The sequence below is a fragment of the Ruegeria sp. CDSA077 genome (assembly GCF_059612265.1).
The window spans coordinates 678,741-700,747 of record NZ_JBXWQG010000001.1 but is presented as its reverse complement, the minus strand read 5'-3'; the positions used below and the strand labels follow the sequence as shown (position 1 = coordinate 700,747).

21 protein-coding genes are annotated in these 22,007 nt (G+C 55.3%); 11 read left to right on the top strand and 10 right to left on the bottom strand.

Annotated elements, in window-relative coordinates; all coding sequences use genetic code 11:
* Positions 1-36: 36 nt before the first annotated feature.
* A complete protein-coding gene (locus tag AC2FLE_RS03505) occupies positions 37-1,182 on the bottom strand; it encodes an amidohydrolase (RefSeq protein WP_496695277.1) in 1,146 nt (381 codons plus the stop codon).
* On the bottom strand, positions 1,179-2,129 hold the full coding sequence (gene lipA / locus AC2FLE_RS03500) for a lipoyl synthase (RefSeq protein ID WP_496696084.1): 951 nt from the start codon (positions 2,127-2,129) through the stop codon (positions 1,179-1,181). The genes AC2FLE_RS03505 and lipA overlap by 4 nt, the downstream gene beginning before the upstream one ends.
* Before the next feature lie 265 nt (positions 2,130-2,394).
* Between lipA and AC2FLE_RS03495 the strand changes: the two genes are divergently transcribed.
* Positions 2,395-2,943: a peroxiredoxin gene (locus tag AC2FLE_RS03495; RefSeq protein WP_496687851.1), complete on the top strand. Its 549-nt coding sequence runs from the start codon at positions 2,395-2,397 to the stop codon at positions 2,941-2,943.
* Between the two features lie 46 nt (positions 2,944-2,989).
* Here AC2FLE_RS03495 and AC2FLE_RS03490 read toward each other — a convergent pair whose 3' ends face one another.
* Both AC2FLE_RS03490 and AC2FLE_RS03485 read right to left on the bottom strand, forming a co-directional pair.
* Positions 2,990-3,910 (bottom strand): hydrogen peroxide-inducible genes activator, encoded by a 921-nt coding sequence (locus AC2FLE_RS03490; RefSeq protein ID WP_496695274.1) that lies wholly within the window; start codon positions 3,908-3,910, stop codon positions 2,990-2,992.
* Positions 3,911-3,962: 52 nt separating this feature from the next.
* Positions 3,963-5,069, bottom strand: coding sequence for a DUF6456 domain-containing protein (locus AC2FLE_RS03485; protein ID WP_496695272.1), 1,107 nt, complete (start codon positions 5,067-5,069; stop codon positions 3,963-3,965).
* Positions 5,070-5,310: 241 nt separating this feature from the next.
* On the opposite strand from AC2FLE_RS03485, the gene AC2FLE_RS03480 reads away from it, so the two are divergent.
* Complete coding sequence (locus AC2FLE_RS03480) at positions 5,311-5,619, top strand: DUF6477 family protein (protein ID WP_496695271.1); 309 nt, start codon at positions 5,311-5,313, stop codon at positions 5,617-5,619.
* On the opposite strand, the gene AC2FLE_RS03475 is transcribed toward AC2FLE_RS03480, so the two are convergent.
* Positions 5,612-7,156 carry a trimethylamine methyltransferase family protein gene (locus tag AC2FLE_RS03475; RefSeq protein ID WP_496695269.1) on the bottom strand — a complete coding sequence of 515 codons (1,545 nt, stop codon included), beginning with the start codon at positions 7,154-7,156 and terminating at the stop codon, positions 5,612-5,614. The genes AC2FLE_RS03480 and AC2FLE_RS03475 overlap by 8 nt on opposite strands.
* A 276-nt stretch (positions 7,157-7,432) precedes the next feature.
* Between AC2FLE_RS03475 and guaA the strand changes: the two genes are divergently transcribed.
* From guaA to AC2FLE_RS03435, 8 genes are all read left to right on the top strand, one after another.
* A complete protein-coding gene (gene guaA / locus AC2FLE_RS03470; RefSeq protein WP_496695267.1) occupies positions 7,433-8,992 on the top strand; it encodes a glutamine-hydrolyzing GMP synthase in 1,560 nt (519 codons plus the stop codon).
* Positions 8,993-9,088: 96 nt separating this feature from the next.
* A complete protein-coding gene (locus AC2FLE_RS03465) occupies positions 9,089-9,988 on the top strand; it encodes a DMT family transporter (protein WP_142634145.1) in 900 nt (299 codons plus the stop codon).
* A gap of 125 nt (positions 9,989-10,113) precedes the next feature.
* Positions 10,114-11,238, top strand: coding sequence for an OmpP1/FadL family transporter (locus AC2FLE_RS03460; protein ID WP_142634147.1), 1,125 nt, complete (start codon positions 10,114-10,116; stop codon positions 11,236-11,238).
* 233 nt (positions 11,239-11,471) lie between these two features.
* Entirely contained in the window at positions 11,472-12,344 is an 873-nt protein-coding gene (locus tag AC2FLE_RS03455; RefSeq protein ID WP_496695264.1) for an ATPase, read from the top strand.
* Between the two features lie 39 nt (positions 12,345-12,383).
* Positions 12,384-13,301, top strand: coding sequence for a homoserine O-acetyltransferase MetA (metA, locus tag AC2FLE_RS03450; RefSeq protein WP_496695262.1), 918 nt, complete (start codon positions 12,384-12,386; stop codon positions 13,299-13,301).
* Positions 13,291-14,244, top strand: a complete 954-nt coding sequence (locus tag AC2FLE_RS03445; RefSeq protein ID WP_496695260.1) for an alpha/beta fold hydrolase — start codon at positions 13,291-13,293, stop codon at positions 14,242-14,244. The genes metA and AC2FLE_RS03445 overlap by 11 nt, the downstream gene beginning before the upstream one ends.
* A gap of 49 nt (positions 14,245-14,293) precedes the next feature.
* Positions 14,294-15,163 (top strand): polyphosphate kinase 2, encoded by an 870-nt coding sequence (gene ppk2, locus AC2FLE_RS03440; protein WP_496695258.1) that lies wholly within the window; start codon positions 14,294-14,296, stop codon positions 15,161-15,163.
* 104 nt (positions 15,164-15,267) lie between these two features.
* Complete coding sequence (locus tag AC2FLE_RS03435) at positions 15,268-15,882, top strand: TetR/AcrR family transcriptional regulator (RefSeq protein ID WP_142634158.1); 615 nt, start codon at positions 15,268-15,270, stop codon at positions 15,880-15,882.
* 5 nt (positions 15,883-15,887) lie between these two features.
* On the opposite strand, the gene AC2FLE_RS03430 is transcribed toward AC2FLE_RS03435, so the two are convergent.
* The 3 genes from AC2FLE_RS03430 to AC2FLE_RS03420 all read right to left on the bottom strand — a co-directional run bounded on the left by AC2FLE_RS03430 (position 15,888) and on the right by AC2FLE_RS03420 (position 18,281).
* The gene (locus AC2FLE_RS03430) at positions 15,888-16,946 is read right to left on the bottom strand and encodes an adenylate/guanylate cyclase domain-containing protein (protein WP_496695256.1); all 1,059 of its coding nucleotides are present in this window, start codon (positions 16,944-16,946) and stop codon (positions 15,888-15,890) included.
* Positions 16,943-17,311 (bottom strand): group I truncated hemoglobin, encoded by a 369-nt coding sequence (locus tag AC2FLE_RS03425; protein WP_271946797.1) that lies wholly within the window; start codon positions 17,309-17,311, stop codon positions 16,943-16,945. The genes AC2FLE_RS03430 and AC2FLE_RS03425 overlap by 4 nt, the downstream gene beginning before the upstream one ends.
* A gap of 127 nt (positions 17,312-17,438) precedes the next feature.
* Complete coding sequence (locus AC2FLE_RS03420; RefSeq protein WP_496695254.1) at positions 17,439-18,281, bottom strand: glycosyltransferase family 25 protein; 843 nt, start codon at positions 18,279-18,281, stop codon at positions 17,439-17,441.
* 136 nt (positions 18,282-18,417) lie between these two features.
* On the opposite strand from AC2FLE_RS03420, the gene speB reads away from it, so the two are divergent.
* Positions 18,418-19,413 (top strand): agmatinase, encoded by a 996-nt coding sequence (gene speB, locus AC2FLE_RS03415; RefSeq protein WP_496695252.1) that lies wholly within the window; start codon positions 18,418-18,420, stop codon positions 19,411-19,413.
* Here the strand turns inward: speB and AC2FLE_RS03410 are convergent, their stop codons facing one another.
* Positions 19,414-20,634 carry an aminopeptidase P family protein gene (locus AC2FLE_RS03410; protein WP_496695250.1) on the bottom strand — a complete coding sequence of 407 codons (1,221 nt, stop codon included), beginning with the start codon at positions 20,632-20,634 and terminating at the stop codon, positions 19,414-19,416. It lies immediately after the preceding gene.
* 161 nt (positions 20,635-20,795) lie between these two features.
* A complete protein-coding gene (locus AC2FLE_RS03405; protein WP_281972192.1) occupies positions 20,796-22,007 on the bottom strand; it encodes an ABC transporter permease in 1,212 nt (403 codons plus the stop codon).

Below are 22,007 nucleotides of genomic sequence, written 5' to 3'. Positions count from 1 at the left end.
GTGAACCACCATCACCGGCAAAGGGTTGAATATGGTCTATGAGTTCAGCAGCGCGTCAATCACGGCGGTGAAAACACTGACCCCAACAGGTAGAGCCTGGTCAGGGAAGTCGTAATCGGGGTTGTGTAATTGGGGCTGATCAGCCCCTGATCCTAGCCAGAACATCGCCGTTTTTGCGAGCTTGCCGAACTGGCCGAAATCCTCGGACCAGCGCTGCGGGGTGTCACACATCTGCATCGGATGCCCGGATGAACGCCCCGCTGCTTGCAAGATAGAAACTGCCTCAGAATGATTGGTACAGGCGTCGAATATGTCATCATATTCGATTTTGCAGGTTAACCCTTCGCTGGTGGCAACCTGTTCAACCAGCGCGCGGGCATCGACTAAAAGCTGCGCCATGCGCGCGTCAGTAACTGTACGCAAAGTGGCCCATAACTCTCCCTGCCCCGGTGCGATGCCGAAACTGGCCTCACCCAGTCGCGCATGTGTCAGGGTGACCAAGGCAAACTCAGGCCCCAGATCATCACCTTCTGAAAGCGCCGTCAGAGCGGGCAGTAGGCGCGAGATCGCTCGGGCGGGCGAAACCCCATCCTGAGGCGCGGCAGCATGAGAGGTTTTGCCGAACAACCGGATACGCATCCCGCGCGAGGCGCAACTTGCCGCCCCAGAACACAGAGCGACCTGACCTATTGGCAACCCCGGCAGATTGTGCAGCGAAAATGCGTAGTCAGGCACGATTGAACTGAACTGCGGGTCTGCAATCACCTGCATAGCACCTTTGCCGGTTTCCTCCGCAGGCTGAAACAACAGCACCACCCGACCTTGGGCGGGACGGTTGACCGAAAGCCATTCGGCCAAGGCAATCACCATCGTCATATGCCCGTCATGTCCGCACAGATGGCCCTGGCCTTCGTGAATGGACCGATAAGGCTGGTTCGAGATTTCGGGGATCGGCAATCCGTCCAATTCGCACCGGATCAAAACCGTGCACCCTTTGGACACACCGTCGAAAACGGCGGCTACCCCGTGGCCACCCAAACCGGTTAGCAACTGGTCGGGTTTACAAAACCGCAGTTGATTTTCAACCAATGCGGCGGTCTGTTCCTCGGCCCCTGAAATTTCTGGGATCCGATGCAGTGCTTGGCGCAGTTTGACCAGCTCAGCCAGGCGCGCTGGCGTCATGCAAGCCCCAGCTTGTTGTTCCGGGCTTCGCGCAGCCGGGCGAAATCGTCTCCGGCGTGATAAGACGACCGGGTCAAAGGTGTGGCCGATACCATCAGGAACCCTTTGCCAAATGCCGCCTTTTCATAGGCTGCAAATTCTTCGGGCGTCACAAACCGATCGACTCCGTGGTGTTTGGGCGTGGGCTGCAGATACTGACCGATGGTCAGGAAATCAATTTCAGCGGCGCGCATATCATCCATGACCTGCCGGACCTGCTGACCATCCTCACCCAAACCGACCATGATCCCGGATTTGGTAAAGACCGACGGGTCCAGCTCTTTCACGCGCTGCAATAGACGCAAAGAGTGGAAATACCGCGCGCCCGGGCGCACTTCGGGATAGAGGCCGGGTACGGTTTCAAGATTATGGTTAAAGACGTCTGGCTTTGCCTCAACGACAACTTCTAGAACGGACGGCTCGCATTTCAGAAAGTCAGGCGTCAGTATTTCAATCGTCGTACCCGGAGACCGGTGACGCACGGCGCGAATGGTCTGCGCAAAATGCTCTGCCCCGCCATCTGCAAGGTCATCGCGGTCGACAGAGGTGATGACCACATGGTTCAACCCCAGCTTTTCAACCGCATGAGCAACGCGACCCGGTTCAAACGCATCCAGCGAATCCGGGCGACCGGTGGCGATGTTGCAAAAGGTACAGCCGCGAGTACAAATCTCGCCCATGATCATCATGGTCGCGTGGCCCTGGCTCCAACATTCACCGACATTGGGGCATCCGGCTTCTTCACAGACCGTAACCAGATTGTTGTCACGCATGATCTTGCGCGTGTCGGCATAACCCTGACCACCGGGCGCTTTGACGCGTATCCAACTGGGCTTTTTCGGCTGCGAATTGTCGGGCCGATGAGCCTTTTCTGGGTGTCTTTGTTCGGGAATGTTCAGATCGCGCACGGCCTGTCTTTCTGACTTTGGGTCAATTCGGTTTACCCATAACATAAACTGACCTCTGCTATTACACCACCCATGCATAGCCGCTATGCATCAGGGTGAAAGACTTTGACGTCTCAGGGCCAAAATTCTAAATAATTTCCTATCATTAACTGCAACTTACGCGTTGTCAGGTAAATTCTGACGCACCTGGAACATCCGCCATTGAAGCGGATTTGGAATCCTTTTAAGTCCACGAAAACCGTACGTGATTCACAGGAGTTCGATCATGAAATCTGGCACCAAACTGCCCGAAGTGACCTTTCACACCCGCGTCCGAGACGCCTCTGTCGAAGGACCAAACCCCTTCCGCTGGGAAGACAAGACCACGGCGGACTATTTCGCAGGAAAGCGCGTGATTCTGTTCTCACTGCCTGGCGCATTCACCCCGACATGTTCGACCTATCAGTTGCCCGGTTTTGAAAACGGCCACGCAGATTTCAAAGCCGCAGGTGTGGACGAAATCTATTGCATGTCCGTGAATGACAGCTTTGTCATGAACAAATGGGCACAGGATCAAGGCTTGAAAAACGTCAAGGTCATCCCTGATGGCTCGGGCGAGTTCACACGTAAAATGGGCATGTTGGTCGACAAAGATAATCTAGGCTTTGGCATGCGGTCCTGGCGCTATGCGGCCATCATCAATGACGGCATCGTAGAAGCCTGGTTTGAAGAGCCTGGACTGATGGATAACTGCCCCGAGGATCCCTATGGCGTTTCGTCACCGGAAAACCTGATGAAACATCTGAACGAAGTCAAAGAGCCGGAACTGGCCTGAGTTCGTCCTCAACAGAAAAGCCCGCTTCAGGCGGGCTTTTTTGTGACTAGCGCGTTTGCGTGACAATGCTCTCGCCGACGGTCCGAATGGTATCCGCCAGGCTTTCGAACCAATCTTCTTGCGAGGTAGAAGATCGACGAACTAGCCCCACTGTCCTTGCGGGCTGCGGCGAGGCAAATCGCATCAGCTCAAGACCCGGTACCGCGTCGGATTCGGAACGGGCGGCAAGCTCTGGCATGAGCGTCAATCCAAACCCTTCGGCAACCAAACGGGATAATGTCGCCAAAGACGAGGCACCCATGTTAATCAGACCGCTGCTGCGGTCCTGACCACAAACCTCCAAGGCCTGATCCGTCAAACAGTGCCCATCATCCAGTAGCATAAGCTGTGCATTTTGAAGGTCCAAAGGGCGCAAACGCTCTGTATCGCTGGAAAAATTGCGCAACCGTGCCGAACTTCCGGCCAATAAGAACCGATCCTCGAACAAGGGAAGTTCGAACAATTCGCTTCCCCCGGAGGGCAGCGCGATCACACCTGCGTCGATCTCACCAGCGCGCAGCATCGTCAACAGGCGCTCTGTCCGCGCTTCACGTATCTGCACTCTCAAAGAAACATCGGCCGCCCTTAACCCCGCCAGAACACCTGGCAGAACATAGGGCGCAATCGTCGGGATTATTCCGATCGACAAAGACCGATGCCCGCTTGAGTGATCCTTGGCAAATTGGTCGAGCCTGTCCGAGGCACCAAGTATCTGACGCGCATATTCAAGCACATCCCGCCCCAAAGGGGTAAGCAATATGTCACGGGCCTTACGCTCGAACAGGGCACCACCGAGGGTCTCTTCTAACGCCTTGATCTGAACCGATAATGCCGGTTGCGAAACGTTACACATCTGCGCCGCCCGCCCAAAGTTGCGCTGCTGCGCAACAGCGTTAAAATATAGGAGCTGTCGAAGGGTAAAGTTCATAACCCCTAGCTATCACTCCACCCTGAAACCGCAACCAAAACCGATCAAAGCGTTATCCGATCATACGGCTGCGCTCTTCCTGATCCTGGTAGTGACGTTTCAGGCGCTGTAATGCGATACGCAAAACGATTTTGCCGGACCGCGCTGACCACCCCATTCGCTTTTCCGCCAATTCCAACCCCTCCAGATAGCAACAGCAGCGCAAAGCCACGTCGCTCAGCCCCGGTCCAAGATCAGACAATGCACGCTCTACGCGGTCGCGCGCTTCTGAAGAACCCCGGTTGCCAGTGTCGTCGCTTCCAAAACTTCCGCGCCCACCGGCAGTCAGGAAATGGTCCCAGTTCTGCGCAACCTGAGGTCCGATCTGAGCCAGTTCAAAATCCTCACGTAGGCGCTCTCCTGCCCCGACAAGTGCTTCATCTAAAAACGGCTTTCCATCCCGATCCCGACGCCTTGCCAGGGCGATCAGCGGGCTTTCTGCGGCGCAATAGCGCATTCTTCTGGGACGTTCTGGATGGGCGCGATTTGTCGTCGCGTGAGAGGGCGCCCCATGAAACGAAGCAGGCGCGTCTGCCATTCCATGTTCGTTGCGAGACCTTGCCTGGTTCTCGAAATCGGCCATTAACTGGCTCAGTGCCGTACGGCCCGCGCTAGTAATCCGGTAGCGCGATATCCGGCCTGGGTTGTCGCAGGAAATCCAATCCTTCAACGCCAATGCCTGTGCGATCTTGCAATCAACCACCGCAGTCCTGGTCGCAGCGGCGTCGCCGGTATCGCGCACCACCACTGCTTTGTTCATTTCTTCAGCGACAGCCAGGACCGAACCGGTCTCACACAGTCTGCGCAGTACCCTTAGGGCCTCGTGGTTGAATTCCTCTTCTTTTTCGACGTGTGAATCATGACTGAACGCTGAAACCGTTCGATCAGAAGCATCATTGACCGAAAAATGTTCTTCGGCCAACGACTGCAAAGCCGCATCCACCAATGGATCGTCACGACGCATCTCAATTCGGCGGATTTGTCTAAGAATGGTCGAAGCATGGCACCCCGCAGATCGCGCAATATCGCGGATCGACTGGCCGGTTTCTGTGTGGGCCAGGTATCGCTGTGCCCCCTCAGGTACCCAAGCCGGAATGGTGAAAGCCATGTTGTTTTCCATAGTTCTGTGCCCTCATCGACGAAACAATCTGTTCTCTATCGCCCCCGGTGACTTTGTTAACCAATTCTAACTAGAGTCGCTTTCGTTACTCGTTCGTTAACTGCCGGAGGTGATGACCAGATTTCATTCAAATTCATAAACACTCATGAAGCGAGAGTTCGGGGAGAACCCGATTAAGGCAACACCCGCTTAGGTTGTGTAACAAATTGGGCAACATTAATCCAACACGTGGAGCCCAAATATGCAGGACCTGATGACCATGATTTCCGCCCTCCGCCGCCCCAGCCTATTGGCACGGGCAGCCAAGCACGGGGCGCAGGACTATGATCGGGACCGCCACCTGCAACGCATACTTGGGTACGGATCGCTACCTGGGTCGGGTGCGGCGCTGATGCGTTTGATGGATATTGAACGAGAGGTTAACGCGCAGAGACTGGCAGAAGATGCAGGCTATTCGCTGGTCCGTCATTTGGACCTTCTGATCGCGCTATTGGGTGAGGCGCAGCTGTACAAAGCCAGCCGCGCCTCACAGTTTTCAGTTATCAGCTGAAAGCGTCCGGCATAGAGGCCTTTTTCTTTTCAACATATTCGGCCAAAGCGCTGTGAATTCCCGGGTCGAGTTCCGGTTGCTTGTAGTTGGCAATCAAATGCTCGACCCGAGACGAGGCCAACTGTCGCGTATCGCGCGCACCCTCGTCTTCCCAGGTTTCGTAAGGTTTGTAGTCCAGCAGGTCGGACTTCCAGAACGCCTCTTTGAAGTTTGCCTGCGTATGAGCACAACCCAGATAGTGGCCGCCCGGGCCGACCTCGCGGATTGCGTCCATGGCCTGGGCGTTTTCGTCATAGGCCACACCCTTGGCCAGACCGTGCAGAACGCCAAGCTGATCTGCGTCCATGACGAACTTTTCAAAGTCCGCAACCAGGCCACCTTCTAGCCAGCCGCAGGAATGCAGCATGAAGTTCACACCCGCCATCAGCCCCATGTTCAGCGAGTTCGCGGTCTCATAAGCGGCCTGCGCATCGGGCAGTTTCGAGCCACAGAACGACCCGGCTGAGCGGAACGGCAGACCCAGACGCCGCGCCAGCTGTCCCGCGCCATAGGTAACCATTGACGCCTCGGGTGTGCCAAAGGTTGGCGCGCCTGAGTTCATGTCGATCGACGAAACGAAAGCACCAAAGATAGCAGGCGCTCCCGGGCGGATGATCTGACTGTAGGCGACACCGGCCAAAACTTCGGCTAGAACCTGTGTCAATGTCCCCGCTATCGAAACCGGCGCCATCGCACCACCGACGATGAACGGCGAGATGATGCAGGCCTGATTATTCCTGGCGTAGACTTCCAGCGACCCCATCATCACATCGTCGAAGGTCATCGGCGAGTTGATGTTGGTCAGCGAAGTCATGACCGTGTTTTCCTGAACAAACTCTTTGCCGAACAGGACCTCACACATTTCCACCGAATCCTGAGCGCGGCTGGGATCGGTGACCGAGCCCATGAATGGCTTGTCCGATAAGGTCATATGCGCCATCAGCATGTCCAGGTGACGCTTGTTCACCGGAACGTCTGTGGGTTCGCACACAGTACCGCCCGAGTGGTGCAGCCACTTTGACATGTAAGCCAGTTTCACGAACTTGTTGAAATCGTCCATGGTCGCATAGCGACGGCCACCTTGCGCATCACGCACGAACGGAGGGCCATAGACCGGCGCCAGAACCAGATTGCGACCGCCGATGACAACGGACTTTTCAGGGTTTCTTGCGTGCTGCGTGAACTCGCTTGGCGCAGTTTTGATCAACTCGCGCGCAAGGCCGCGTGGGATGCGCACCCGTTCGCCATCCACATCGGCGCCCGCGTCTTTCCAACGTTCCAGCGCCGCAGGGTTGTCGACAAAATTGACGCCGACTTCGGCCAGAAGCGTTTCCGCATTTGTTTCGATGATCTGCAACGCTTCTTCGTTGAGAACCTCGAAATTCGGAATATTGCGTTCGATGTACTTTGCGGTCTCGATACGAACCGCTGTACGTTCGGCCCGGCGGGCAGCGCCACCGCCACCTCTCGCCCTGCGCCGGGTGTTTGCCTCTGTCATGAGAAAATCCCGTATCAGTTGTTGAATTTACATGTGTGTTACAGGAACCCGCCGCAATGGCAGTCGTGGATAACGGCGCTATAGGGGAAAAAGCGACAAAATGTCGGGGACAACCGCCACAAATGACCCAGCACATGTTTTTAAAGTCGCGCGGGTCTTCGTCATTCGTTTCGGGACCGTCCACCAGACTAGCGGGCCCTAACCGCGACCAACTGGCGTGTCTATTCCACTTGAAATCCCTTGCGCTTATCATCTTCGCAACCTAGTAGCAGACCCATGACCCAAGACACCCATGACCGCCTTCTGATCATCGACTTCGGCAGCCAGGTAACGCAACTGATTGCGCGCCGCCTGCGCGAGCTGAATGTCTATTGTGAAATCCATCCTTATCAGAATGTTACCACGGACTTTGTTCGGAAAATGGCCCCAAAGGCCGTTATTTTCTCGGGCGGTCCCGATAGCGTGACACGAGAAGGGTCTCCGCGGGTCCCGCAGGAAATCTTTGACATTGGCGTTCCCATCCTTGGTATCTGCTATGGGCAGCAAGTGATGATGCATCAGTTGGGCGGCAAGGTCGAAAGCGGCCATGGCACCGCAGAGTTCGGCCGCGCCTTTGTGACCCCCAAAGGCCAACTGGATATTCTCGATGGCTGGTTCACCGACGGCGATGAACAGGTCTGGATGAGTCACGGCGACCATGTCAGTGAAATCGCGCCGGGGTTTCAGGTTTATGGCACCTCGCCCAACGCACCGTTTGCGATCACCGCAGACACATCCCGCCATTTTTATGCAGTTCAGTTCCATCCCGAGGTGCACCACACACCAAAGGGCGCCAAGCTTTATGAGAATTTTGTAAAGCTCGCCGGGTTCAGCGGCGATTGGACCATGGGTGCCTATCGTGAGCAGATGATCGCGACGATCCGCGAACAAGTGGGCGATAAACAAGTGATCTGCGGTCTGTCCGGAGGTGTCGATAGTTCGGTCGCGGCGATCCTGATCCACGAGGCGATTGGCGACCAGCTGACCTGTGTGTTCGTTGATCACGGCCTGTTGCGCAAGAACGAGGCTGACGAAGTCGTCGGCATGTTCCGCGACAACTATAATATTCGGCTGATCCACGCGGATGAAAGCGATCTGTTCCTAGGTGAGCTTGAGGGGCAAAGCGACCCGGAAACCAAGCGCAAGATAATTGGCAAGCTATTCATCGACGTGTTCCAGAAACATGCCGACACGATCGACGGGGCCGAATTCCTGGCCCAAGGTACCCTCTACCCTGATGTGATTGAATCCGTTTCGTTCTCGGGCGGGCCTTCGGTCACGATCAAAAGCCACCACAATGTTGGTGGTCTGCCAGAGAAAATGGGCCTGAAACTGGTTGAACCGCTGCGCGAACTGTTCAAGGACGAAGTGCGCGCATTGGGACGCGAGCTGGGCCTGCCCCAAAGCTTTATCGGCCGCCACCCCTTCCCCGGCCCTGGTCTGGCAATCCGTTGCCCCGGTGAAATCACCCGCGAAAAACTAGATATCCTGCGCGAAGCCGATGCGATCTATATCGACCAGATTCGCAGACACGGGCTTTATGATGATATCTGGCAGGCCTTCGTGGCGATCCTACCGGTTCGAACCGTCGGCGTCATGGGCGATGGCCGCACGTACGACTATGCCTGCGCCCTGCGGGCAGTTACCTCAGTCGACGGAATGACCGCCGACTATTACCCGTTCAGTCATGAATTCCTGGGCGAAACCGCCACCCGGATCATCAATGAGGTCAAAGGCATCAACCGATGCACCTATGACATCACGTCGAAGCCTCCGGGCACAATCGAGTGGGAATAAAAACAAGCCGGGCCAGCGCCCGGCTTTTTTGTTTCTGCGTCACAAATATTTGGTTACCAATCAACATTGTAGAACTCCTAGTGCGCGAGCAACTCAATGGAAAGCAGCAAACCCCAAATCGGCAAAGCCGCGCTGTGGATGATCGGGGCAATCGCATCTTTTACGTCTATGGCCGTGGCCGGACGTGAGCTGAGCGTCACCCATGACACCTTTGAAATCATGTTTTATCGCAGCCTGGTCGGCATGTGCGTGGTCAGCCTTGTCCTGACGGTTACCGGAAAGTGGCATCAGGTATCGACCGAACGGATTGGCCTTCACGGGGTACGAAATACCCTGCATTTCACCGGTCAGAATCTCTGGTTCTACGCTGTTTCCGTGGCACCACTGGCACAGGTCTTTGCACTTGAGTTTACGCAACCGATTTGGGTGATCCTGCTGTCCCCGATGCTTCTCGCCGAGCGGTTGACAGTCGTGCGGGTCCTTTCAGCACTTATCGGTTTTGCTGGTATCCTTATAGTCGCACGACCGGGGGCTGTTCCGTTAAGCGCAGGAATTGTCGCCGCCGCGATGTCGGCGGTGTTCTTCGCTTTGACTACAATTTCCACCAAAAAACTCACGCGTTCTGCAAGCATCGGGTGCATCATGTTCTGGCTGACCGTTATACAGGCTGGTCTTGGGCTGGCAGCCTCTGCGATCGACGGAGAACTTGCGTTACCAACGATGGCAACCGCGCCTTGGCTTTTGCTTGTAGGGCTTGCAGGCCTATTAGCGCATTTCTGCATTACGAATGCACTCTCAATCGCACCGGCTACGGTTGTGATCCCATTCGATTTTGCGCGCCTTCCTACAATCGCGATTGTCGGTATGCTTTTCTATCATGAGGCTCTCGATCAGTGGACGCTCGTGGGGGCTGCTGTCATTTTTGTGGGTATCTTCCTTAACGTTCAGTCGGAAAACCGTAACAGTTTAGCAACAGATTCTCGCAACACTCACTAAGGGTAACGTTCAGTCACCCGTTGACCAGCTATTGTTGAGAGAGTGAAATCCACCTGTAAGAATAACTCGGTTGTGCGCAGACACCACAAATTCGCGCAACTTAGCGATATAATTGGGAGGAATGGATGAAGAAGACGCTTCTACAGGCGTGTGCTTTGTGCGTGGGCGCAACAAGCATTCAAGCCGGTGGTCTGGACCGTAGTGGACAGGGAATCAATATCATTTTCGAAGAGGGATCCGTGGTCCAACTTCGTCTTGGATATGCGTCACCTGACGTAAGCGGTGAACAAAATGGCGTAGAATCAGGTGATGTGTCGAATGCTTTCTTCTCACCGGGCCTGGCTTACAAACGTTCATTTACTGACAAACTGGACTTTGCGCTGATCTATGACGAACCATTCGGTGCGGATATTGGGTATTCCGCCGACTATCCCCTGTCGCAGAATCCAACTGCAGCGTTTGGAGGACGCAGCGGGATTCTGAGAGCCAGCGCTGATGTCGACTCCCTCACCGCATTGCTGCGCTACAAGCTTGACGGTGGCTTCAGCGCCATTGGCGGTATTCGCGCGCAACGTGCTAGCGCAAAAGTCGTTGTACCGGCAGCAGCCGGATACGAATTTGATGCGGATGCCGATACTGACTTTGGTTATCTCGTCGGGGTTGCCTGGGAAAAACCTGAAATCGCAGCTCGGGTTTCGCTGGTCTACAACTCCAAGATCACTCACGATCTGTCGTCGACCGAGTCGTTCAACGTAGTGCCGCCCGTCCCCGCCGGGTTGCAAACAATCGATGACACGACCAGGGTCGAGACACCGCAATCCATCAACCTGGATTTCCAGACCGGGGTTGCCCCAAAAACGCTGGTGTTCGGATCGATCCGCTGGGTTGACTGGCCTCAGACAGTAGTGGCACCTGCCGCCTATGTCGGGATCGTTGGGGACAACCTCGTCGACTTTGACGACGACACATTCACCTATACTCTTGGAATGGGATATCAGTTCTCAGAGGCTTTTTCTGGCGCGATATCCACATCTTACGAAAAGTCGAATGGTACCGAAGTATCAAACTTGGGGCCGACTGACGGTTTCTGGAGCATTGGCGTAGGCGGTACTTACACCGTGGAAAATGCTCAGATCTCGGGCGGTGTCCGTTATACGGACATTGGCGATGCGACAACCACCACGGGTGGTGAATTCAGCGGCAACTCTGCCTGGAGCGTCGGCCTTCAGTTGACCTACTCTCTGAACTGATCAGCGGCAAAACTGTTCACAAGGCTCCGCCCTCCGGCGGAGCCTTTTTTGCATAGATCCGCATGATCACGAATTGAGATGATGCGGTCCTGCGTGGCATGGAACAGATATCTACTCCCATTCTGGCATAACGAAACCTGTGCCCAAGACTGTTGGTTCTAAACAACCGCTGCACGCGCGATTGACGCCGCCCCCCGCTCGTTTTAGCAAGGTCGGAAAAGGGATAGTGGACAATGATCTACAACTCGGCAAAAGACTGGCGGGAAGCCGCGCGCAAAAAGGTGCTGTTTTTTGGCATGTCAGGCCTGGGAAAGACCTATGTGTCCAACGTTCTGCGCGATTCCGGGGACTGGTTCCACTATTCGGTCGATTACCGGATCGGCACGCGATACATGGGCGAGTATATCATCGACAACGCCAAGGCCGAGGCGATGAAAGTCCCTTTCCTGCGTGACCTGCTGTTGTCTGATTCCATTTACATCGGATCAAATATCTCGTTCGAGAACTTGACCCCTGTCGCCGCTTATCTGGGAAAACCGGGCAACCCGGCACAGGGCGGCATGGAGCTGACAGAGTATAAACGCCGTCAGGAACAATTCCGTTTGGCAGAAATTCACGCTCTGCTGGATACCGAGTATTTCGTGGATCGGGCGCAGAGATTGTACCAATACCCGCATTTCATTTGCGATACCGGCGGTTCGATCTGCGAATGGGTTGATCCCGACGATCCGCGCGATCAGGTCTTGTCCGAACTGTCGCGCCAAACGCTGATGATTTGGATCAAAGGTGATGACGACCACACGTCCGAGCTGATCAGGCGCTTTGACCGTGCGCCCAAGCCCATGTCTTATCAGCTCGAATTCCTGACACGTGTCTGGGACGAATATCTGACCCAACAGGGCTGTTCCGCCGAACAGGTCGATCCCAACGCATTCATTCGCTGGACCTATGCCAAAGCTCTTGCGCATCGGCAACCGAGATACAGGGCGATGGCCGACAACTGGGGTCTGACGATCGCTGCCAGCGACATGCACAGTATTCGCGACGACGGTGATTTCGATGAGTTGATCGAACGTGCCCTTGAGACCCGGCCAAAGCGCGATTAACTACGGCACTTACACACTCAAACCAAAGGCTTGCATCCGATGCCGATCAAGATTCCCTCTGACCTGCCCGCATATGACGTTCTCACCAATGAGGGCGTCATGGTCATGTCCGAGGATCAGGCAATGCGTCAGGATATTCGCCCCCTTCGGATTGGGTTGCTGAATCTGATGCCCAAGAAGATTCAGACCGAAAACCAGTTCGCGCGACTCATCGGTGCAACCCCTCTGCAGATCGACCTGTCGCTGATCCGTATGACCGAACATCGGACCAAGAACACCGCAGCCGAGCATATGGCCGAGTTCTACCGCCCGTTTCAGGAGGTAAGGGACCAAAAATTTGACGGCCTGATCATCACCGGCGCCCCGATCGAACATCTTGAATTCGAGGATGTCACCTATTGGGAAGAGATCAGCGAAGTATTTGACTGGACCCAGACAAATGTCCATTCGACCTTTGGCGTGTGCTGGGGCGGAATGGCGATGATCAACCATTTCCATGGGGTGCGTAAACATATGTTGGACGCCAAGGCTTTCGGATGTTTCCGGCACCGCAATCTGGCTCCCTCCTCACCGTTTCTGCGCGGGTTTTCCGATGATTGCGTCATCCCGGTCAGCCGGTGGACCGAAATGAAGCAGGCCGAAATCGACAACGCTACGGGCCTGACCACCTTGCTGGGTAGTGATGAGGCAGGCCCCTGCTTAGTCGAAGATAAGGACCATCGCGCGATCTATATCTTCAACCACTTTGAATATGACAGTGATACGCTCAAGCAGGAATATGATCGCGATATCGACAACGGCACACCGATAAACGTGCCGATGAACTACTATCCAGACGACGACCCCTCGCGCCGGCCTCAGAACAGATGGCGCAGCCATGCGCACCTGCTCTATGGCAACTGGATTAACGAAATCTATCAGACAACACCGTTCGATATGGTTCAAATTGGTTCTTAAAACCATCATAGCTCTTGCCCTGCTGATTGCTGGCCTGGCCACCGTAACAACTTGGCGCGTGTCACGGAACGAAGCTGTAGCCGAGGCCAGTTTCCCACCCGAGGGTCAGCTGATCGACGTCGATGGAGTCAGCGTTCATGCCGTAGTCATGGGGCACGGGCCCGATGTCGTGCTGATCCACGGGTCCAGTGGCAACACTCGGGACATGACTTTTGCCCTCGCACCAATTCTGGCAGAAGATTTCCGTGTCATTGTTTTTGACCGGCCCGGACTGGGGTATTCCGACAGCTTCAATCCGGACGGCGAAACCCTTGAAGAACAAGCCGAAATTCTCCGTCGCGCCGCAATCAAATTGGGTGCGGACAAACCCATCGTCGTCGGTCAAAGCTATGGTGGGTCCGTGGCGCTGTCATGGGCGGTTACACAGCCCGAAAATATCTCGGCCCTGGTTTTGATTGCTCCGGCCGCAATCCCATGGGAGACGCCGCTGGACGGTTTCAACCGAATGGCCGCGACCAAGCCCGGAAATGCGCTGGTGCTGCCCCTGATCAATGCCTTTGTTCCCGATTGGTATGTCGAGCAGGCCCTAGACGGTGTCTTTTCCCCCCAAACTGCACCCGAAGGCTATGCCGAACATTTCGGCCCCGGGCTGACCATGCGTCGTGCTTCGATGCATGCCAATGCCAAGCAGCGGTTTAACTTGCTGAACGAAGTTCGCGCCCTGCAACCACGATATAAGGAAATTTCTGTTCCAACCGAAATCGTACATGGCACAGCCGATATTACGGTGGGCCTAGGATGGCATTCCGAGCCTTTGGTCGAACAAATCCCCGGTGCTGAACTGATTGAGCTGCCAGGAATTGGCCACATGCCGCAGGTCGTGGCTGCACCCGAAGTTGCCATCACAATCGACCGGGCCGCAAGACGCGCGGGTTTGCGTTAATTCCGAGGCTAATCCATAGTAAGATATGGATTTTATCGCGAGGTGACTCATGACACGAACTGGCAAAGGCACCATCGAGGAATATTACAAAAAACGTGCACCAGAAGAAGTCCGGAACGAGATCAAAGAGGCCGATAAGGATGACATTCTGAACCCTACATACCCCTATGACGAACGCATGAAGCGTAAGGCGTATGAGAAACAAATGCAGTCCCTGCAGATCGAGCTTGTGAAAATGCAGCTTTGGGTGAAGGAAACTGGCCAGCGTGTCGCTGTTATCTTCGAAGGCCGCGATGCCGCTGGAAAAGGCGGGACGATCAAGCGGTTCCGTGAGAACCTGAACCCGCGTGGGGCTCGGAACGTTGCGCTCAGCAAGCCATCGGATCAAGAGCGCAGCCAATGGTATTTTCAGCGCTATATCCCACATCTGCCCGCAGCCGGAGAAATCGTGTTCTTTGACCGCAGCTGGTATAACCGCGGCGTGGTGGAAAATGTGTTTGGGTTCTGCAACACAAAACAGCGTGAACGCTTCTTCCGCCAGGTTCTGCCGTTAGAGACCGGCCTGTGTGACGATGGTATCCGCTTGTTCAAGTTCTGGTTGAACGTCGGACGGGCCGAGCAGTTGAACCGGTTTCTTGCGCGCGAAACGGACCCATTGAAACACTGGAAGCTGAGCCCTATCGATATCGCTGGTTTGGACAAATGGGATGAATACTCTGCTTCGATTTCCGAAACCCTTACACGCAGTCACAGCGAAGCCTGCCCCTGGACCATAGTTCGTTCCGACGACAAGAAACGGGCAAGGCTGGCAGCAATCCAAACCGTGCTTCATGCGCTGGACTATGATGAAAAGGACAAAAATGCGATTGGCGATATCGACACCAAGATATGTGGCGGGCCAGATATCTGGGATACCTGATCTTTCTTGCCGGCCAATATCATCACAAAGATTGGACGAATACGTGCTACCGGTTTATGTCTTAGTTCCTCAAGAATTGAACAAAAAAGGCGTCTGAATCAGGGATGACAAAACGCGGGTATCACCACGGCAACCTGAAACAGGCTCTGATCGACGCAGCTCTGTCCCTGATCGAGGAAAAGGGTCCGACCGGGTTCACCCTGTCAGAGGCTGCAAAAGCGGCAGGCGTCACGCCTGCAGCCGTTTATCGCCACTACCACGGGCGCGAGGACCTGATCGCCGAGGCGGCGCGTCAGGGGTTCGAGATGTTCGCCGATCTAATTCAATTCGCTTATGACAAAGGCCAGCCTTCGGCGCTGGCTGCATTCGAAGCAACCGGGCGCGCCTATCTGGCCTTTGCTCGCAAGAATCCTGGCCACTATATCGCGATGTTCGAAAGTGGGATTTCCGTCAACCGCACCCCAGAACTTGCCCTAGCTGCAAACCGGGCCAGAGATGTTCTAGAAAAAGCTGCAGCCGATCTGTCGCAACATATTCCGCCGGAAAAACGTCCGCCGGCTTCAATGTTCAGCGCACATATCTGGGCGCTGAGTCACGGTGTAGTCGAATTGTTTGCCCGTAACACCGGCGCCACCGCACCCTTCCCGCCCGAAGATCTTTTGGAAACGGGGATTGGTATTTATTTGCGGGGACTAGGGCTGGTGCCTCCGGACGAATAAGGCCGTCAGAACACCGGTTTCCGTTGCGGAATGCTGAGACCGGATGTGACATTAATCAGATCCATCTCACCCATACCCTTGATGTCCACACGCCCGATATCAGAGACCTGAAACTCGTCAATCAGGGCGTATTTCATTTCTTCAGGCGCAACAATATTCATTGGGTTTGCAAAGACTTGCAGCCGGGAAGCGATGTTCACGGCGGGCCCGAAAACATCATAGACATATTTCTGAATACCAACCACTGATCCCACCGCCGGCCCCATACCCAGCCCCACACGTGCCTGCCACTTGTGCGGATGGCTTTCATTTCTCCGCTCAAGATAGCGAAGGAACCTGACTGCACAATGGGCAGCAGCAGTCGCATGATCTGGCGTAGCATCCGGCATGCCTGACACCGCAAGATAAGCATCGCCAATGGTCTTGATCCGCTCACATCCGAACTGTTCGACGATCCGGTCAAAGGCCGTAAAGATGTCATTCAACTCGCTTAGGGTAACCGTCGGGTCCGTCTTGGCGGCAAAATCCGTGAACCCCACAAAGTCCAGCATCACAACTGACACCTGATCGTAAAGCTGCGGCGTGACCACACCGAATGTCTTGAATTCTTCATAAACAGCGCGCGGCATCAGGTTCAGCAACAGCCTTTCAACCCGCTCCTTCTCACGCTCCAACTCGCGCGTGTTGCGTTCGACCATAGTCGAGTAGCTGTCAATCATGCTTTCAAGTTCGCGGATTTTGGTGATGTTCTGAAACTCGATGACCAGAACCTGTTCCGAAAGACCGTTTGCCAGAGAAACTGCCGTTGCGAAAACCAATGTCCTGCGTTTCGGCTTGATCTGCAATTCGACCGAGTATCTGAGCCCCGATTGCTTTACGTCTTCAAGTTCACGCGCATCAAGGTCAGGAAAAATATCCAACAATGTCTGTCCATCAGCCGGAGGGCCAAACCATTCCTGAAAAGGGCCGTTGCAGAATACGAATGTAAGATCCGAAGCCCGAACCACTGCGACACCAACACCGATCGCGCGCAGCAGTTGTTCATTGATCGCAAGAATGCTCATGCCGCATCGCGCGTAACAATAATTGCACGTTTGGATTCGATCGCTCCCAAGGCAATCTTTACGTGCCGATCTTCCATTCCATGTAACGCCAGCGCTTCACCAAACAGATCTGCCATTTCGTCGAAATCTGCGTGCGAGATGTTCAGATTTCTGTGAACCGCTTCAATTCGATCATCACTAAAAGATGTCGGGCCACCGATCAGAGACGATACGAACTTGGTCTGGTGATCAATCAGCCTTGGCATGTCGATATCTTCGAAATGGTCACCGATCTGATCAGACTCCAGTGCCATTTCGTAAAAGGTCATAACGATCCGGCTGATCGTTTTGAAACCGCCATAATGCTCATAGATTGTCTGACCCACACCAACCCCAAACCGGAAAAACACCAACAACACTGGAAGATTATATCAATTTGACAGTTTTGTTAACGCTTATCGAGAATTACTATTTTTGCTTGGTTGGAAAGCCGTGATCAGCCCACGATCTAAACTAAACCCTCAGGTCTTCGGCACAGGGGATAAATCCGACATAACCCCCGCTTTCAAGCAATCGGGCTTCGCCTCTCTGGCGCCAATACAACTTGCGTTTCGCGGCCTGCAATTCGCGACGAATGCGAAACCATAGGGGTCCCTTATCCAGACCGCTATTGGTCTTTCTGTTTTGTGAACGTTCACTGACTTTCACGGTATCTTCAGCCTGATCTTGCTGTTTCGACCAGATCATTTGAACGCCGACTGCTGGAAAACACTGATACATTTGCCAATCCGGGCGGGGGATAGATACGAAATCATCCAGGTGATCCGAGTATTTCTCGGACCACTTCAGCAATTTACGGCAGGCCGCCTGCGACAGGATATATGCGGCCGCGCTGGGTGCCATTTCCAGCATCGGGCGAACCGGTACGCCGGATATCTGCTGTTCCGGGCCAAACCTCAGCGACCGGGGGGAATAGTCCAGCTTTAGGAAGTCGAACCCTGACCCTGCTTCGAGCAATCTGGCAATCACACCGCCAGCTTGGGTCGACATTTCGACATCGTCTTCAAAGATCGCAACAGCCTTCAGGTCTTGCTGAACGGCACGCTTCCAAACGGCGCGATGGCTTTCGAAACAAGCGACTTCACTTTGTTTCAGACCCCAGCGGCTGCCAGAACCGGCAACATAGCCGTGACCATCCAGTGCGCCTTCTTGTTGCGCGTCGGTCGCACTGAAACGCGCGGCCCCAATCAGCCCGGTATGGGCGAACTGCGCCTCCATAAAGTTGCGCCGCTCGGGTACCCGATCCAGATTGATATAGTAGACACCCGTTCCCGGTGGCAGTTCATGATGGCCCACGGCTGTTCCTTTTTAATGCCTGCACCAGATACACATCGCACAATCGGACAATCAAGCCCACAGATCACCCCCACCTATCGCCGCCTGGAATTCCTGTCTAAGCTGCCGTTGAACAGCAAGAAACGGGAAACTCGCCATGTCATCACATGGGTATAGCGGTGGGCGGCTTAATCTGCCTTTCGTCGGCATTTCGACCTTCGGCAAAGCGCCGTATGTCGAGGATTGGGACAATATCGACGCGGATGTCGCAGTCATAGGGGCGCCTTTCGACTTTGGCACTCAATGGAGGTCCGGCGCGCGCTTTGGGCCGCGTGCGGTGCGCGAGGCCTCGACCCTGTTCAGCTTTGGCCATGCCGGGGCCTATGACCATGAGGATGACGCTACCTATCTGGATGGATCGGTGCGGATGGTCGATATTGGGGATGCCGATATTATCCACACCAAGACAGATGAGAGCCACGCCAATATTCAATACGGCGTCGAACGCATTCTGTCTGCAGGCGCCCTGCCCGTCACCATCGGCGGCGATCATTCGGTGAATATCCCCTGCATCAACGCCTTTGCCACAGATTGCGCGCAGAACGGTCCGATCCATGTGGTCCAGATCGACGCGCATCTGGATTTCGTTGACGAGCGTCATGGCGTCACTGCTGGCCACGGCAATCCGATGCGGCGGGCGATTGAAAAGCCTTATGTCGCCGGCATGACCCAGTTGGGGATCCGAAACGTGTCATCAACCGCCAAGGAAGGGTATGAGGATGCCCGCGCTCGCGGCTCGGACATCTTGTCCGTACGACAGGTGCGCAAACTGGGCACCGAGGGTGTATTGGAGCGCATCCCCGAGGGCGCGCGGTATTACGTTACGATTGATATCGACGCGTTTTGCCCCTCAATCGCACCTGGCACGGGTACGCCCAGCCATGGCGGGTTTTTGTATTACGATGTGCTGGAAATTCTTCAGGGGCTGGCGAAACGCGGTGACGTGGTCGGGATCGACCTTGTTGAAGTCGCCCCAAGTTACGACCCAACCGAAAGCACGCAGATTCTGGCGGCACAGCTGCTGTTGAACTTTATCGGCTTCATCTTTCACGAACGGGGCAAGAAGGGCAAATCGCCCCTCCTGCCCATGTGATCAGGCGTTGATCGTGTTGTGCTCAGGCCCATAGGGGAAGCCGGTGATGTTCTCGGCACCGGCCTCTTCGACCACCAGAATGTCGTGCTCACGGTAGCCTCCGGCGCCTTTCTGACCTTCAGGTATCCACAGCATCGGCTCGATGGACACGACCATGCCGGGTTCCAAAACCGTGTCGATATCCTCGCGCAGTTCAAGACCCGCTTCACGACCGTAGTAATGGCTGAGTATGCCGAAGGAATGGCCATAGCCAAAGGACCGGTATTGCAGCAGGCCTTCGTCGGCGAAGAAACGGTTGATCTCAGCCGTGATCCCCGAGCAGGTCGCGCCCGGTTTGATCAGGCTCAGCCCCAACTCATGCGCGGCGACGTTTGCCTTCCAGATGCGCAGGCTGTCAGCGTCGGGTTCGCCCAGAAACAAGGTGCGTTCCAGCGCAGTGTAATAGCCCGAGATCATCGGGAATGTGTTCAGCGACAGGATATCGCCCTTTTCCAGCGCCCGCTTGGTGACCGGGTTATGTGCGCCATCAGTGTTCAGGCCGGATTGGAACCAGACCCAGGTGTCGCGGTACTCGGCTTCTGGATAAGCACGAGCAATCTCGGCCTCCATCGCGTCACGGCCCGCCATGGCGATTTCGATCTCGGTTGCGCCTTCGCGGATCGCCGCGTGAATGGCTGCGCCGCCCACATCTGCAGTGTGTGCGCCGCCTTTGATCAGCGCGATCTCTTCGGCGGATTTCACCATACGTGCGGCCATTGTGTCAGGTGCGATATCAACCAGTTCAGGCTGGCCCAGCATATCCAGTGCGGTGTCGCGCATTGCCAGGGTCATGTGATCGCCTTCGATCCCGACCCGACCGGCTGATCCAATCAGATCAGCCACCGCGCGCCAGTAATTGTTCCGCTTCCAGTCGGTATAGATCACGTTGTCTTCAACTGAGCGACGCCAAGGCTGGCCGGCGTCGATATTGGCCGACACAGTGGTGCATTTGTCCTGAGTGACAACGCAACCGTAAGGACGCCCGAACGAGCAATACAAGAAGCCCGAGTAATAGGCGATGTTTTGCATGGAAGTCAGCAGAACTGCTGGAATATCGCGGGCGGCCATCGTGGCGCGCAAGCTGGCCAGACGGCGTGCATATTCCGCCTTACTAAAGGGCAAAGGCGCCTTGTCACCGTTGTGGCAGGTAAAGAATTCGGGGCGGTTGTTTAGATCATTCATCTTTGTCTCTCCTCGATGCCGGACAGGCAAAGCCCGGCCACAAGTCCCGGCGTTCAGGACAAGCGGCCTCGGGAACCGAGAGCCATGCACCCGCCTAGATGTCACGACGCCATCGTGACCGGGGTGCATGGTGAAATCGCTAAATCACCTTGTGAGTGGCGTCAAGCGGGACTGAGCCCCCGCAGGCGTTCAGACCGCCGCCGCAGCAGCTCTACCGTGGTCAACAGCGCAATCGAGATCACCACAAGGATGGTCGCTACTGCCAGAATGGTCGGGCTGATCTGTTCGCGCAGGCCGGTGAACATCTGCCATGGCAGTGTCTTCTGGCTGGCAGAGCCAACGAACAACACCACAACCACCTCATCGAACGAGGTGATAAAGGCGAAGAGGCCGCCCGAGATCACACCCGGCAGGATCAGGGGCATCTGAATCTTGAAGAACGTCCGCACCGGGCCCGCGCCCATATTCGCCGCCGCCCGCGTCAGAGAGCGATCAAAGCCCACCAGCGTCGCAGTCACGGTGATGATGACGAAGGGGATGCCCAGAACGGCGTGGGCAAGGACAACTTTCACATAGCCCACGAAGTTCTTGTTCATGCCCAGCGTGCCTTCCATGAAGCGACCGATATCGCTGTAGAAGAAGAACATGCCGGTGGCCGAGATGATCAACGGCACGATCATCGGCGAGATCAGGACGCCCATGATGACGCGGCGGCCGGGTACGTGGCTCTGGCTGAGTCCGATGGCCGCCAACGTGCCCAGCGAGACCGAGATGATCGTCGCAATCGGCGCGATGATCAGCGAGTTCTTGAAGCTGCGCTGCCATTCATTGTTGGTGAAGAAATCGCGGTAATGCTTTAGCGAATACCCTTCGGGGTCCAGACTCAGCATCTCAGGGGTGAAGGTAAAGAAGTCCTGCGCGTTGAACGACAGCGGCAGAACCACAAGGATCGGGGTGATCAGGAACACGAAGATCGCACCGCAGATAACCCGGAACAGATAGTGATAGAATACCTGTTTTGGCGTCAGATAGCTGAGCAGTTTACGGCGATACCGGCCTTCATAGAGCCAATAGATAAAGAAGATAAAAAACCAACCGCCCAACAGGCCCAGAATGCCACCCATCGGACCTGACAACAGGAAACCGATGATGCCGAAACCCAGGATATTGATCCAGCGCGCCAGTTTTTCGTTCTTCAGAACGTTGATGTAGACCCAGGCCAGCGCGGCGATCAGAGCTGCGCCACCCAGAATGCCCAAAAGGATCGAGCCGTTGCCCGCGCCGACAAAGACACCGGCGAAAGCACCCGCCAAGGCGACACTGGGCAGAACCATGGAGAGCGGTTTGCGGGATATCGGTGTAAGTGCAGCCAT